The organism is Bradyrhizobium sp. WYCCWR15520, assembly GCF_056174665.1.
On the sequence record NZ_JBWBWM010000007.1, the window covers coordinates 146108 to 158374 of the forward strand.

Sequence of the window (12267 nt, forward strand, 5' to 3'; positions counted from 1 at the left end):
GGCCGTGAACCGATCCGAGCTCAGGCTGTGGCAGGCGTGCGCGCGCGCCACAGCGCGCTGGCGAGCAGGACATAGACCGCGCCGGTCCACATCGCCTGCCAGTTCTCGAACCCTTCGTTGAAGACGACATAGACCGCCGCCAGCGCAAACAGTCCGGCGAATACGGCTTCCGAGAGCGGCCGCTCGCCGGATTTCGCTCCGTTGAGAAACGCCAATGTCCAGAACGGCACTACGGCCATGGTCAGGGCAGCAAATGGGAAATCGCGCCAGCGCGCATCGAAGATCAGGCTGAGCGCGGTCTGCGCGGCCAAAATCGTCGTCACGATCAGCGTGACGCCCAGCATGTTGCTCATGAAGAATGGAGTGAGGCCCTTGGGCGGCCCCAGCACTTCAAGAAATGACGGAAGCGCCCGCCCCGACATCAGTACGTAGGTGGACAATAGTGGCGCGATCACGGCCACCATCAGCATGAAGCCTTGAACCAGCCAGCCGCCGAGCCCGTAGCTTTCGTGCAGCATCTTGTCGGCGCCGATTCCCAGCAGGATTCCGCCGGCGGTCGCGGACATGGCAACCGCCACCCACGACGCCAATGGCGGTGACGTTGGCCGGCGCTTCAGCGTGATCAAGGCAACCGCGAATATGCCTATGCAGAGAAAGAGCCCGCATGCCATCTGCAGCTTCCAGAACGGATAGTTGCTGATGGCTACGCCTGCCGGATATTTCAGCTTGCGTTCGGTCCCGTCGAACAGCCCCCAATAGCCGCCCACAGTTCCTTCCCAGCGGCGTTTCCACGGCTCGTCATAGGCTTCGAAAAAATTGACGCGAAAATTGTCCTGTCTCGCCCGCTCGAGAATCTCGGAAATGAAACGTGCCTGGTTGACGCGCGAAGCCAGCGCGCCGTCGCGCATCCGCCCAAAGCTTGGCCAACCGGTTTCGCCGATCAGGATCTCCTTGCCGGGAAAGGCTGCCACCACCTGCTTGCGCATGTCGTCCACATGCGCGGCCGCCTCTTCGGCACGCGGCGGAACGTCCTCCCAATAGGGCAGGAAATGGGCGGTGACGAAATCGACATCGGCACCGACTTCGCGGTAACGCAGCCAGAATTCCCAGACATCGGCATACGTCACCGGCACATTTACGCGTGGCTTGACCGACTGGATCGTTTGACGAAGGTCGCCCACCGTCATGTCGCCGCGCAGCAGCACTTCGCTGCCGACAATGAGCGCCGCGACCGTACCGGGATGATCCTTCGCCAGCGAGATCGCAATGTCGCAGAGTTGAGCGTTCTTGGCGCGATCGCGTCCGAGCCAGACTCCGAGCAGAACCTTCAATCCGACCTTTGCTGCAAGCTCGGGCACCTTGTCGAGCCCGTTGTCGATCGAATAGGTGCGGATGCATTTGGAGACCTTGGCGAGTTCGGCCAAGTCTTCCGCGATCTGCTCCGGCTTCACGATGAGCGTCGGATTGTGCGGCGTCTGCTCGTTGCGGAACGGCGCGTAGGAAACGCATTCCAGCTTCGCCGAGTCATCGATCGGCGCGCGCGTCAGCGCCACCGGCGTGGCCAGCCACCACCACACCGCAGCAACGATGCCCAGCGATAGAAATAAAAGCGCCAGCGGCGTACGAAAGCCGATTGGTCCTGCTCCCCTGACAGACGAATAGATGGGCCTGTTTAACCGTGCGCGGCAGGCATGTCGACCCGCTGATCCTGCCGGGTGTACAATTGCGCGAGAGTACGGAAACGGTGATATTCAGCTCCTTCAAAAGTGAGCCTTGTTTGCTCAAAATTGATCCCGCTTTGATGAGTGAAATGATGCCGTTCACGCGATTTTCCCGGCGCCAATTTGGCCGAATTGCAGCCTGGTCGGCGCTTGGAATGCCGATGCTGTCGGCGAGGTCCAGTCTGGCTCAATCGGATCAAGCGACCGGAACACAGAATCAAAGGCCCTCCTCCGGCTTTCCGAACGGTTTTCTCTGGGGTACGGCGACCTCGGCCTATCAGGTCGAGGGCGCCGTGAACGAGGACGGCCGCGGCCCCTCGATCTGGGACCGTTTTTCCCACACGCCCGGCACCATTGCTGATCGCGGCAATGGCGACACCGCGACCGATCACTATCGCCGCTACAAGGAAGATATCCAGCTCATGAAGGCGCTGGGCGCGAAGGCCTACCGATTCTCGATCGCATGGCCGCGCGTGTTCCCGGAAGGCGTCGGCACACCGAACCCAAAGGGCCTCGATTTCTACAACCGCCTAGTCGACGAGTTGCTGGCGAACGGCATCGAGCCGTTTGCAACCCTCTATCACTGGGACCTGCCGCAGCCGCTGCAGGACCGCTTCGGCGGCTGGACCTCGCGCGACACCTCCAAGGCCTTTGCGGATTACGCAGCCCATGTCACGGGTCGCCTAAGCGACCGCGTGAAGCACTTCTTCACCATCAACGAATGCTCCCGCCTCGTCCATCTCGGCCATGAGTTTGGCGCTGATGCGCCAGGACTCAAACTATCCCCATCTGATGTGAAGCAGGTCCGGCACAACGTTGCGCTGGGGCACGGTCTCGCGGTTCAGGCGATCCGGGCTCATGGACAGGCCGGAATCAGGGTCGGTCCGGCGGAGAATGCCGTGAGCTGCATTCCGGCCATCGAAACGCCTGCGAACATCCGCGCCGCCGAAATGGCGACGCGCGAGCTCAATGCCGGCTATCTGACCGTGATGCTCGAGGGAAAATACACCGATGCATATCTCGCGCAGGCTGGCAAAGATGCTCCGAAATACACCGCCGAGGATCTGCGCATCATCGCCTCCCCGATCGATTTTGTCGGGCTCAATGTCTATATGCCCGATCATTACGTCGTTGCCGCCGACAACGAACGCGGCTTCACGCTGGCGCCATTTCCCAAATCGTTCCCGCACATGAAGGCGACGTGGCTCAGGCCTGGCCCCGAGACGATGTACTGGGTGCCACGTCATGTGGCCAAGCTATGGAACGTGAAGTCGATCTATATCACCGAGAACGGAACGTCGGGAAGCGACGAGCCTGCTGCGGACGGAACCATCTATGACGTCGATCGCATCATGTACCTGCGCAACTATTTGACGCAGTTGCAGCGCGCGACATCAGAAGGCGTGCCCGTGCACGGATATTTCCTGTGGAGCCTGATGGACAATTTCGAATGGTCGGATGGATATGAACAGCGCTTCGGCCTCTATCATGTCGACTTCGGTACGCAGCGTCGTACGCCCAAGCTGAGCGCGTCGTTCTATCGCGAGACGATCGCGCGAAACGCCGTGGCGTAATCAAGCGAAGAGTCAATCCTTGCGCTGACCCTTGCCGAGCGCTTCAAACATCATCGTCTTCAGCGCCAGTTGAATTCGTCCGCCTTGTGTCGGGGCCTGCACCATGAAGACCACGAGCAGGTCGTCCTTCGGATCGACGAAATAGAAGCTGCCGCCCGCTCCGTCCCAGCGGTATTCGCCGAGCGGCCATGTCGTACCCGGCGGCGGCGAGGTTCGCACCGCGAAGCCGAGGCCAAAGCCAGAGGTCGGGCCCGGGAAATAGAAGGGATCGTGAAGGATCCCGGTCTCCGGCCCGATCTGATCCGACGTCATCAGTGCAACCGTCTCGGGCTTGAGATACCGCTTGCCGTCCAGTTCGCCGCCGTTCAGCAGCATCTGCAGGAAGCGGGCGTAGTCCCCGGCCGTCGAGACCAGGCCCGCGCCGCCGGATTCCCAACGCCGCGGCAATGCCGGATCCCTGATTCCGGCCACCCGAAAACGATCGACGGGATAGGCCTGGGCGATGCGTGCCCACTTCGATTCATCTGGGACATAGTATGCTGTCTCGGACATGCCGAGCGGATCGAACAGCCGCTGCTTCTCGAATTGAAAAAGCGTCTGGCCCGACGCCACTTCGACGACACGTCCGAGCACGTCGGTTGAATGGCTGTAGTTCCAACGCGTTGCCGGTTGATCGGCGAGCGGCAGCATCGCGATCCGGTCGGCAAATTCAGCGTTGTCGAAATCCCCAGCGTAAAGTTTGGGATCGGCATAGAGTTTCTGCACCGCGGTTTCGCCGAAGAAGCCGTAAGTGATACCCGACGTGTGCCGCAGCAGATCCCTGATCGTGATCGGGCGCTTCAGAGGCTCGAGCTTAAGCGGATATTTTCCTGCTTCATCGGAAAGATCGACGCCGACTTTTGCATCCGCAAAGGAGCGAATGTACTTCGACACGGGATCGTCGAGGGCCAGCTTGCCGTCGTCGACTAGCATCATCGCGGCAACCGAGGTGACGGCCTTCGACATCGAATAGATCTGGAAAATGGTATCCGGCGTCATCGGCGCGCCGGTCGCCGGGTCCCGCACGCCGAAACATTCGAGATCAACCAACTTGCCATGCTGCTGGATCAGCATGACGGCGCCGGGAATTTTGCCGGCCGTGACCTCGCTGCGAACGTAGTCGCCAAACTGGTCAAGCGCTTCGCGCGAGAAAGTTGGCGCGTCAGGCGCCTTCGGTTCGGCCCGCAACGCATGCGGCGAGCCGCCGAGAGAAAGCACCGCGAGCGCCGCCGCGACAAGGCAGCGCCCGGCGGCGGCGTCAGTTCTCCATCGCTTCATAGACCAACTGCTTCAGCGTCCGCTGGACGCGCTGGCGCTCCGTCGGCGTCTGCTCCAGCACCACGAAGAACATATCCTGCTTGCGGTCGACCACCATATAGCAGCCACTGGCGCCGTCCCATTTCAGTTCGCCCAGCGATCCCGGCGGCGGCGGCTTGGCGTTACCGGGATCGGTGCGCACGGCAAGTCCAAGCCCCATGCCGAAGCCGTCACCAGGAAAATAGTAATGATCCCGCGCGACGCCAGAATCCTTGCCGGCGTGGTCCGACGTCATCAGTTCGAACGTCTTCGGCGAAAGATAAGTCTTGCCCTCGAACGTGCCGCCATTGGTCAACATCTGCGCAAATTTCGAAAAATCCGACATGGTCGAAACCATGCCGCCGCTGGCAGATTCCCATTTTTGGCGAACCTCGGTCCTGTATAGACGGCCGACGCGGAAATCACTGTCGTTCGGCAGCGGCTGGGCGAGCCGTTGCAGCCTCTCCGGTTCGGTGACGAAGAAGCCGGTATCGACCATGCCGAGCGGATCGAGCAGCTTTTCCTTCTCGAGCTCTAGCAATGATTTTCCAGACACGATCTCCATGATCCGCGCCAGGATGTCGGTGGAATGTCCGTATTGCCAGAGCGCTCCCGGCTGGTTGTGCAGCGGCAGCTTGGCGATCCGCTCGGCGAATTCGGCTAGGTCGAATTCGCCCGCGTAGAGGTTGGCCTCCTTGTAGGCCTTGCGGACCAGGCTGTCGCCGTAGAAGCCGTAGGTGATGCCAGAGGTATGACGAAAAAGGTCGAGGACAGTGATCGGCCGCGCCAGCGGCACCAGTTCGAGCGTCTTGGTGCCGTCCTCGGCCTTTTTCTCCACGCCAACTTTCATATTCGCGAAGGAGGGAATGTATTTCGAGACGGGATCGTCGAGCTTGATCTTGCCGTCCTGGACCAACTGCATCGCCACGACAGAGGTGATCGCCTTGGTCAGCGAAGACAGGCGGAAGATCGTCTTGTCCGTGATCGGCGCCTTGGACACCACGTCCTGCACGCCGAAGGTCTCGTGATAGACCGGCTTGCCGTGCTGCTGGATCAGGACGTTGGCGCCGGCGATCTTGCCGGTCGCCACCTCGTTCTTGAAGAACTCAGTGATCTTCGCGAGCTTGTCCTGGTTGAAGCGCGCGCCGGCTGGAATGTCGAAAGTGCCTTCGGCGCGAACCGGCGATGCCGCTAGCATCAGCGCGCCAGCGGCTAGCGCGCGCAGGATTTGGCGTGAATTCATTGGACCCCTCTCCCCGGAACTCACGGGGGAGTGTAGCGGAGGCACGATCAGGGACAAGGGCTGCCGAAGGCGGTCATTGCCTCTTCGTGAAGCCTGCCGCTGTCAGGGGAAAAGCAGCAGAAGACGACTTTTGTGACAAGCGGCGCCGCCGTCAGCGCGTCAACCACGGTGGAGAGCGCAATACCGGCGGCGCGGTCGGCAGGAAACCGATAGATGCCGGTAGAAATCGCGGGAAAGGCGACTGATGCGAGCCCGTGCTTTTGGCACAGCTCCATCGAGCGGCGATAACAGGAAGCAAGCAGGTCGTCCTCGCCGAGTGTGCCGCCGTTCCACACCGGCCCAACCGTGTGGATCACGTGCTTGGCCTTGAGCCGATAGCCCTTGGTGATCTTGGCATCGCCGGTCTTGCAGCCGTGGAGCGTTCGGCATTCGGCGACGAGTTCCGGCCCCGCGGCGCGATGAATAGCGCCATCGACACCACCCCCGCCAAGCAGCGACGAGTTCGCCGCGTTGACGATGGCGTCAACGCGCAAGCTGGTAATGTCGGCAACGATGACTTCGAGCCGCGCCTGGCCGACCTGGCGCGCTGACGCGCTCAGGCGGAGGCCGCTGCGTTGACGGTGACGCCCTTGTCGGCAAAGAGCTGCTGCAATTCACCGGCCTGGAACATCTCGCGGATGATATCGCAGCCGCCGATGAACTCGCCCTTGACGTAGAGCTGCGGAATGGTCGGCCAGTTGGAATATTCCTTGATGCCGTTGCGAAGCTCGGCGGATTCCAGGACGTTCAGGCCCTTGTAGCCGACGCCGACGTGGTCGAGGATCTGGACCACCTGGCCGGAGAAGCCGCACTGCGGAAACTGCGGCGTGCCCTTCATGAACAGCACGACGTCGTTCGACTTCACCTCGTTGTCGATAAATTGCTCGATGCTCATATTCGCTTCCTTTTAGGGCACAGCCCCCTGCGGCTTCACCCGTTGGGCCGACCATGTAACCCGGTTACCGGTCCTATATGTAGCCCAAACCGTTGTTCATCCAAAGTAAAATGCCGAAGAGCTGGCATGCGCGGGGCCGGATCGGAGCGGTTCAAGGCAGCCGCCGCCCATGTGCGACAACATTAACATCGTAGGGGGTGGAAGGCTTTTTTCCCGGAGGGGAACTCCTATGTAGGACGGACTGCCCAAGGGGAACCAGTTTGCCAGACTAACGTTCTCCCCGCTCACCGGAGACACCTGTGACGAAACCAGTATCCGCAGCGTCGTTTGCCAGCCCTACCTCGTCACTTTTCTACGATTCAGGCACCCTCGCCCAGAATTTGGTGGAAGCCTATCTGGCCGTCCGCGGCGAAACCGAGCGCCGCGCCGCGCCCCTGAGCCCCGAGGACCAGCTCATCCAGTCCATGCCGGACGCCAGTCCGGCCAAGTGGCATCGCGCCCATACTACCTGGTTCTTCGAGCAATTCCTGCTGGGCGAGCACTGCGAGGGCTACCAGCCCTTTCATCCCGACTACGCATTTCTGTTCAATTCCTACTATGTCAGCGCCGGCCCGCGGCACGCCCGTCACCAGCGCGGCCATCTGACCCGCCCGAGCGCGGACGAGGTCACCGCCTATCGCCGCCATGTCGACGCCGCCGTGATCAAATTCTTCCAGATGGCCGGCGAGGAGCGCCTCGCCAGGCTCGTCCCGCTGGTCGAGGTCGGCCTCAACCACGAGCAGCAGCATCAGGAATTGATGCTGACCGACATCCTGCACGCCTTTGCCCAGAACCCGATCCCGCCGGCCTATGACCCGGCATGGCGCTTCCCGGCATCGCGCCGCTCGGCGGAGGAATGGGTCACCCTCAACGAGGGCATCCACACCGTCGGGCACAGCGACGACAGCTTCCATTTCGACAATGAAAAGCCCGCGCACCGCGCTCTCGTCGGTCCGGTCCGGCTCGCCCGCAACCTCGTGACCAATGCCGAGTGGCTGGCCTTCATGCAGGACGGCGGCTACGCCACGGCCACGCTGTGGCTGATGGACGGCTTTGCCGCCGCGACCAACGAGGGCTGGCAGGCGCCCGGCCACTGGCGCCAGACTGGCGGCGAATGGCGGATCATGACGCTTGGCGGCTTGCAGCCGATCGACCCCACCGCCCCGGTCAGCCATGTCAGCTATTACGAGGCGGATGCGTTCGCTCGCTGGGCCGGCCGGCATCTGCCGACCGAGATGGAATGGGAAGTCGCCGCCCGCGCCGGTCAGCTCAACGATGCCTTCGGCATCGTCTGGCAGTGGACCCGCAGCGCTTACGCCCCCTACCCCGGTTACCGCGCCATCGAGGGTGCGCTCGGCGAATACAACGGCAAGTTCATGGTCAATCAGCTGGTGCTGCGCGGCTCCTCGCTTGCAACTCCGCCCGGCCACAGCCGTATCACCTACCGCAACTTCTTCTACCCACATCACCGCTGGCAATTCACGGGGTTACGCCTCGCCGACTACGCCTGATGTTTTCGATCATCAATGCGCGCCGGAAAGCGCGTTCAGGAGAGTATCATGAATGTGCGCGCCGCCGCTTTGGCCCAGACGTATCAGTTCGATGAGCAGACCTCCGCCTTTGCCGGCGACGTGATCGGCGACCTCTCGCAGTTTCCAAAACGCCTGTCGCCGAAATATTTCTACGACGCCGCAGGCTCCGAGTTGTTCGAGCAGATCACCGTGCTGCCGGAATATTACCCGACCCGGACCGAACTCGGCATCCTGCGCGGCCACGGCGACGAGATCGCCGCCATCATTCCGAAGGGCGCAGCCCTGGTAGAGTTCGGCGCCGGCGCCACCACCAAGGTCCGGCTGCTGCTGGAGCGCTGCGATTTTTCCGCCTATGTCCCGGTCGATATCTCCGGCGACTTCCTGACCGCGCAGGCCGGCGGCTTGCGCAGGGATTTTCCCGATCTCGCCGTGCATCCGGTGGCCGCCGATTTCACTGCGCCGTTTGCCCTGCCGCCCGAGATTGAAGGCATGCCCAAGGTCGGTTTCTTTCCGGGATCGACGCTCGGCAATTTCGAGCCGCACGAGGCGCGTGCCTTCCTGCGCAGCGCGCGCGACATTCTGGGCAAAGGCGCGCAGATGATCATCGGCGTCGACCTCGAGAAGAACGAGCGTGTGCTCTACGACGCCTATAACGATGCCGCCGGCGTCACCGCGAAATTCAATCTCAACGTCCTGGTCCGCATCAACCGCGAGCTCGGCGGCAATTTCGACGTATCCGCGTTCATGCACCGCTCGGTCTATAACCGCGAGCGCCATCGCATCGAGATGCATTTGATTTCCAAGAAAGCGCAGAGCGTGCGCATCCTGGGACGGAATTTTTCATTCCGTCCGGGCGAGAGCATCCACACCGAGTCGAGCTATAAATACAGCCTCGACCGCTTCACCGCCTTGGCGCGCGAATCAGGCTGGTCGGTGCGGGAATCCTGGACCGACCGGGACGAGATGTTTTCGGTTCACGCGCTGGTGGCCTCAGACTGAGGCTGGCTGCGGATTTTGCAGTTCACGTCTTGCAGACCGATCGCTTGCGCTCCGGCCGGAACCTGCGTGTCGGCGCAATCCGGGGCGCGACGGATATCCAATCATCGGACAATCGGTCCGCTCCCAAGAGCCATGCATGAATGATCCGCCACTTGTCCTGTCCGCGTGATTGGAAATCCAATAGCGGTGATCCTGCGTCCTGCAGTTCGTGAAAGAACTTCAATGAGTCTTTTCCAGTCGGTCCGTCCGGCTCGATCGCCTGCGTCAATATCCAGCGGTCCCACTCTTGAATGATCCGTACTCTTGCTTCGCTCTGTTTCATAGGCGCGTATTCCCACCACGGTACCCCGTGGGCACTGAGTGATCGCGCTGGTCAAGGTTAGATGGAAAGGTGCATACGCCGCCGCGCGTCCCCACACCTTTGCCGAACCTCACTATAACCAAACTTCTTAACAAGTATTCATCTTTATCGCCCCGCCCGCAAAAGGGTCCATCTACGCTCTCGTTTCCCCTTCGAAAGGTCCAATTTTTGACGCGGACTCAGCCGTATCTTTCCCAGTAGCATGGCTCGGGGTGAGTTCGTGTCAGGGGATTTCAGTCATGGCCAATGCATATCCAGCGTCCAGCAGCCACAGTGCCGGATCGGCTCACAATGATACGGACTGGGACGACGAAGCCGACACGGAGCGGGTGGCGCTTATCGAGGAAAATGCACGGCTTCGGGCGCTCGTCGTCCAGCTCTCAACGCTCGTGCTCAAGAACGTCGTCGATCAGCATAACTCGCCGCAACTGATCCCGGTCAAGCGGCCAAGGTTTGATTGAATTCAAGGCTGGATTGAAGGCGCTATTCGGCCTGTCCCGATCGCAGCGACATCGTTTCCCACATCGCAACGACGATCAGGACTGCGGTGGTCAGGATGGATAGCATCAGCGGCGAAAGCTCGCCGGCAAACCACGCAATCGCGCAGAGTGCGATGATGCCGGCGCCGTGCGAGAGCTGAAGAAAGCCGCGAAAACTGTACTTGAACAGGACGGTCCCAAACAGAAACAGCAAGGGACCGCCGATCGCGCTCGTCACCGTCTTCAGATCGGAATGACCACCCGGGTGCTTCAGCACCAGCTCATCGGCCACCGCCGCGACGATGATGCCGGCCACGATCGGCATGTGCAGATAGGTATAGGCGAGCCGCGCCAGCCTGCCCGGCTCGCTCGATTTTGAAAGCTCTTCGGAGGCGGCCTCGGCGCCGATGTGGAAATAGATCCACCACATCGCGATGCTGCCGAGCAAGGCCGAGACGAACGCCAGAACGTTTTCGCTCGTCCAAGTGAGTTCTGCGAAAGTCGCGCCGATGACGACGACGGATTCGCCGAGCGCGATGATGATGAAGAGCGCGCAACGCTCGGCCATGTGGCCGCCTTCGATCATCCAGTCCGCGACCGATGACGCGCCATAGCGCGGAATCCAGAACCGCACCGCCGGCGAAATATATTCGATGGCGAGCGCAACGGCCCATAGCGCCATGCGCGACTGACCTTCGGCAATCCCGCCGGCGATCCAGAAGATGGCTGACGTCGAGAGCCAGGCGGCGATCCGGATGGCATTCATCCTGATGCGCGGGCGCGACACCGGCGTCGACAGCCACAGAAATATCGTCTTGCCGACCTGCATCGTCGCATAGGCGATGGCGAACCACAGGCCGCGCTCGTCAAACGCCTTCGGGATCGATGTCGACAGCACCAGCCCGCCCAGCATCATTGCAAACAGCAGGAGCCGGACCGGAGTCTTCTCGGGATTGAGCCAGTTGGTAATCCAGGATGTAAAAACCCAGACCCACCACACTGCCAGAAAAAGCAGCGTGACCTGCAGCGCGCCGAGAAGGGTGAAATGCGCGAGCAGCGTGTGCGAGATCTGGGTAACGGCAAAGACGAAAACGAGGTCGAAGAACAGCTCCGCATAGGTGACGCGGTTGTGCTGGTGCGGCACGATCACGCGAAACATCGCGCCGTGCGGATCGTTCGTCATTGGTGCCCCTGCGTGGCTGGTCGCGGACTAGCGCTCCGGCACTCCGGGTCCGGCAGGTACCCCGGTCTGCAGCGCCAGCGCGTGCAGCACGCCGCCCATCTGGCCCTTGAGCGACTGATACACGATCTGATGCTGCTGCACGCGCGACTTGCCGCGGAAGGATTCCGAGATCACGGTCGCGGCGTAGTGGTCGCCATCGCCTGCGAGATCGCGGATCGTCACCTCGGCATCGGGGATAGCTGCCTTGATCATCGATTCGATATCGTGGGCGTCCATCGGCATCCAGCATGTCTCCGTCAGGTGTTTCGAATCACGGCCGGCTCGCGCGACCGTGACGGCCAAACCTAGCGCGTACGCTCTTCTAGGTCACGCCTGCCGCCACTATATTCCCGGCCGAACGGTTTGACACCGCGAGATCCGGTCGCGCCCGCTCACATCGGGCTGACCTAAAAAGAGGCTAAAAACCATGAAATTGCCCGGTCCCGACCATCCGATCACGATAACGGCAAATCCCAGGCGCGTCCGGGTCTCGGCGGGCGGCGTGGTCATCGCCGATACCACCCATGCGCTGACCCTCAAGGAAGCCAGCTATCCGGCAGTGCAATATGTGCCGCGCGAGGACGCCAATATGGCGCTGCTCGCCCGCACCGAGCGGACCACGCACTGCCCCTACAAGGGGGATGCGAACTATTTCAGCATCAATGCCAACGGCAACCGCATCGAAAATTCGATCTGGACCTATGAGACGCCCTTCCCGGCCATGGCCGAAATCGCGGGCCATCTGGCGTTCTACCCCGACAAGGTGACGATCGAGGAAGTGGGGTAAGGCAGAGACGGCGTCATCCGGGACGATGCATCGAAACCGGA

14 protein-coding genes are annotated in these 12267 nt (G+C 61.5%); 5 read left to right on the plus strand and 9 right to left on the minus strand.

Going from position 1 to position 12267, the window contains the following annotated elements; translation table 11 throughout:
- Window positions 1-20 precede the first annotated feature (20 nt).
- Both AC0QUY_RS10280 and AC0QUY_RS10285 read right to left on the minus strand, forming a co-directional pair.
- Window positions 21-1616 carry a glycoside hydrolase family 17 protein gene (locus AC0QUY_RS10280; RefSeq protein ID WP_475386810.1) on the minus strand — a complete coding sequence of 532 codons (1596 nt, stop codon included), beginning with the start codon at window positions 1614-1616 and terminating at the stop codon, window positions 21-23.
- The gene (locus AC0QUY_RS10285; protein WP_246738789.1) at window positions 1525-1824 is read right to left on the minus strand and encodes a hypothetical protein; all 300 of its coding nucleotides are present in this window, start codon (window positions 1822-1824) and stop codon (window positions 1525-1527) included. Before AC0QUY_RS10285 ends, AC0QUY_RS10280 begins: the two co-directional genes overlap by 92 nt.
- Before the next feature lie 58 nt (window positions 1825-1882).
- Here AC0QUY_RS10285 and AC0QUY_RS10290 point away from each other — a divergent pair, with 58 nt between their 5' ends.
- Window positions 1883-3295, plus strand: coding sequence for a GH1 family beta-glucosidase (locus AC0QUY_RS10290; RefSeq protein WP_475386756.1), 1413 nt, complete (start codon window positions 1883-1885; stop codon window positions 3293-3295).
- Between the two features lie 12 nt (window positions 3296-3307).
- Here the strand turns inward: AC0QUY_RS10290 and AC0QUY_RS10295 are convergent, their stop codons facing one another.
- Genes AC0QUY_RS10295 through grxD form a run of 4 tightly spaced genes read right to left on the minus strand, consistent with a single transcriptional unit; the run spans window position 3308 to window position 6807 of the window.
- Window positions 3308-4612, minus strand: a complete 1305-nt coding sequence (locus tag AC0QUY_RS10295; protein ID WP_475386757.1) for a serine hydrolase domain-containing protein — start codon at window positions 4610-4612, stop codon at window positions 3308-3310.
- Complete coding sequence (locus AC0QUY_RS10300; protein ID WP_161853692.1) at window positions 4593-5873, minus strand: serine hydrolase domain-containing protein; 1281 nt, start codon at window positions 5871-5873, stop codon at window positions 4593-4595. Before AC0QUY_RS10300 ends, AC0QUY_RS10295 begins: the two co-directional genes overlap by 20 nt.
- Before the next feature lie 47 nt (window positions 5874-5920).
- Complete coding sequence (locus tag AC0QUY_RS10305; RefSeq protein WP_161856602.1) at window positions 5921-6472, minus strand: O-acetyl-ADP-ribose deacetylase; 552 nt, start codon at window positions 6470-6472, stop codon at window positions 5921-5923.
- Window positions 6469-6807, minus strand: a complete 339-nt coding sequence (gene grxD / locus AC0QUY_RS10310) for a Grx4 family monothiol glutaredoxin (protein WP_161853691.1) — start codon at window positions 6805-6807, stop codon at window positions 6469-6471. The genes AC0QUY_RS10305 and grxD overlap by 4 nt, the downstream gene beginning before the upstream one ends.
- A 299-nt stretch (window positions 6808-7106) precedes the next feature.
- Between grxD and egtB the strand changes: the two genes are divergently transcribed.
- Together egtB and egtD are read left to right on the plus strand one after the other, a co-directional pair.
- Window positions 7107-8357, plus strand: a complete 1251-nt coding sequence (egtB, locus tag AC0QUY_RS10315; RefSeq protein WP_475386758.1) for an ergothioneine biosynthesis protein EgtB — start codon at window positions 7107-7109, stop codon at window positions 8355-8357.
- A 48-nt stretch (window positions 8358-8405) separates the two neighbouring features.
- Complete coding sequence (gene egtD / locus AC0QUY_RS10320) at window positions 8406-9377, plus strand: L-histidine N(alpha)-methyltransferase (protein ID WP_161853689.1); 972 nt, start codon at window positions 8406-8408, stop codon at window positions 9375-9377.
- A 22-nt stretch (window positions 9378-9399) separates the two neighbouring features.
- On the opposite strand, the gene AC0QUY_RS10325 is transcribed toward egtD, so the two are convergent.
- Window positions 9400-9699 (minus strand): hypothetical protein, encoded by a 300-nt coding sequence (locus tag AC0QUY_RS10325; RefSeq protein WP_161853688.1) that lies wholly within the window; start codon window positions 9697-9699, stop codon window positions 9400-9402.
- Between the two features lie 278 nt (window positions 9700-9977).
- Here AC0QUY_RS10325 and AC0QUY_RS10330 point away from each other — a divergent pair, with 278 nt between their 5' ends.
- On the plus strand, window positions 9978-10199 hold the full coding sequence (locus AC0QUY_RS10330; protein ID WP_161853687.1) for a hypothetical protein: 222 nt from the start codon (window positions 9978-9980) through the stop codon (window positions 10197-10199).
- 22 nt (window positions 10200-10221) lie between these two features.
- On the opposite strand, the gene AC0QUY_RS10335 is transcribed toward AC0QUY_RS10330, so the two are convergent.
- Both AC0QUY_RS10335 and AC0QUY_RS10340 read right to left on the minus strand, forming a co-directional pair.
- On the minus strand, window positions 10222-11400 hold the full coding sequence (locus AC0QUY_RS10335; protein WP_475386759.1) for a low temperature requirement protein A: 1179 nt from the start codon (window positions 11398-11400) through the stop codon (window positions 10222-10224).
- Between the two features lie 27 nt (window positions 11401-11427).
- Window positions 11428-11682 (minus strand): BolA family protein, encoded by a 255-nt coding sequence (locus AC0QUY_RS10340; protein ID WP_161853685.1) that lies wholly within the window; start codon window positions 11680-11682, stop codon window positions 11428-11430.
- A 184-nt stretch (window positions 11683-11866) separates the two neighbouring features.
- Between AC0QUY_RS10340 and AC0QUY_RS10345 the strand changes: the two genes are divergently transcribed.
- Window positions 11867-12226: a DUF427 domain-containing protein gene (locus AC0QUY_RS10345; RefSeq protein WP_161853684.1), complete on the plus strand. Its 360-nt coding sequence runs from the start codon at window positions 11867-11869 to the stop codon at window positions 12224-12226.
- Window positions 12227-12267: the final 41 nt, after the last annotated feature.

Bases quoted from the DNA above. Each gene is read 5' to 3' on its own strand.
- AC0QUY_RS10290 (WP_475386756.1), top strand. From the start codon at position 1,883: ATGCTGTCGGCGAGGTCCAGTCTGGCTCAATCGGATCAAGCGACCGGA.
- AC0QUY_RS10295 (WP_475386757.1), bottom strand. From the start codon at position 4,612: ATGAAGCGATGGAGAACTGACGCCGCCGCCGGGCGCTGCCTTGTCGCG.
- AC0QUY_RS10300 (WP_161853692.1), bottom strand. From the start codon at position 5,873: ATGAATTCACGCCAAATCCTGCGCGCGCTAGCCGCTGGCGCGCTGATG.
- grxD (WP_161853691.1), bottom strand. From the start codon at position 6,807: ATGAGCATCGAGCAATTTATCGACAACGAGGTGAAGTCGAACGACGTC.
- egtD (WP_161853689.1), top strand. From the start codon at position 8,406: ATGAATGTGCGCGCCGCCGCTTTGGCCCAGACGTATCAGTTCGATGAG.
- AC0QUY_RS10325 (WP_161853688.1), bottom strand. From the start codon at position 9,699: ATGAAACAGAGCGAAGCAAGAGTACGGATCATTCAAGAGTGGGACCGC.
- AC0QUY_RS10330 (WP_161853687.1), top strand. From the start codon at position 9,978: ATGGCCAATGCATATCCAGCGTCCAGCAGCCACAGTGCCGGATCGGCT.
- AC0QUY_RS10335 (WP_475386759.1), bottom strand. From the start codon at position 11,400: ATGACGAACGATCCGCACGGCGCGATGTTTCGCGTGATCGTGCCGCAC.
- AC0QUY_RS10340 (WP_161853685.1), bottom strand. From the start codon at position 11,682: ATGCCGATGGACGCCCACGATATCGAATCGATGATCAAGGCAGCTATC.
- AC0QUY_RS10345 (WP_161853684.1), top strand. From the start codon at position 11,867: ATGAAATTGCCCGGTCCCGACCATCCGATCACGATAACGGCAAATCCC.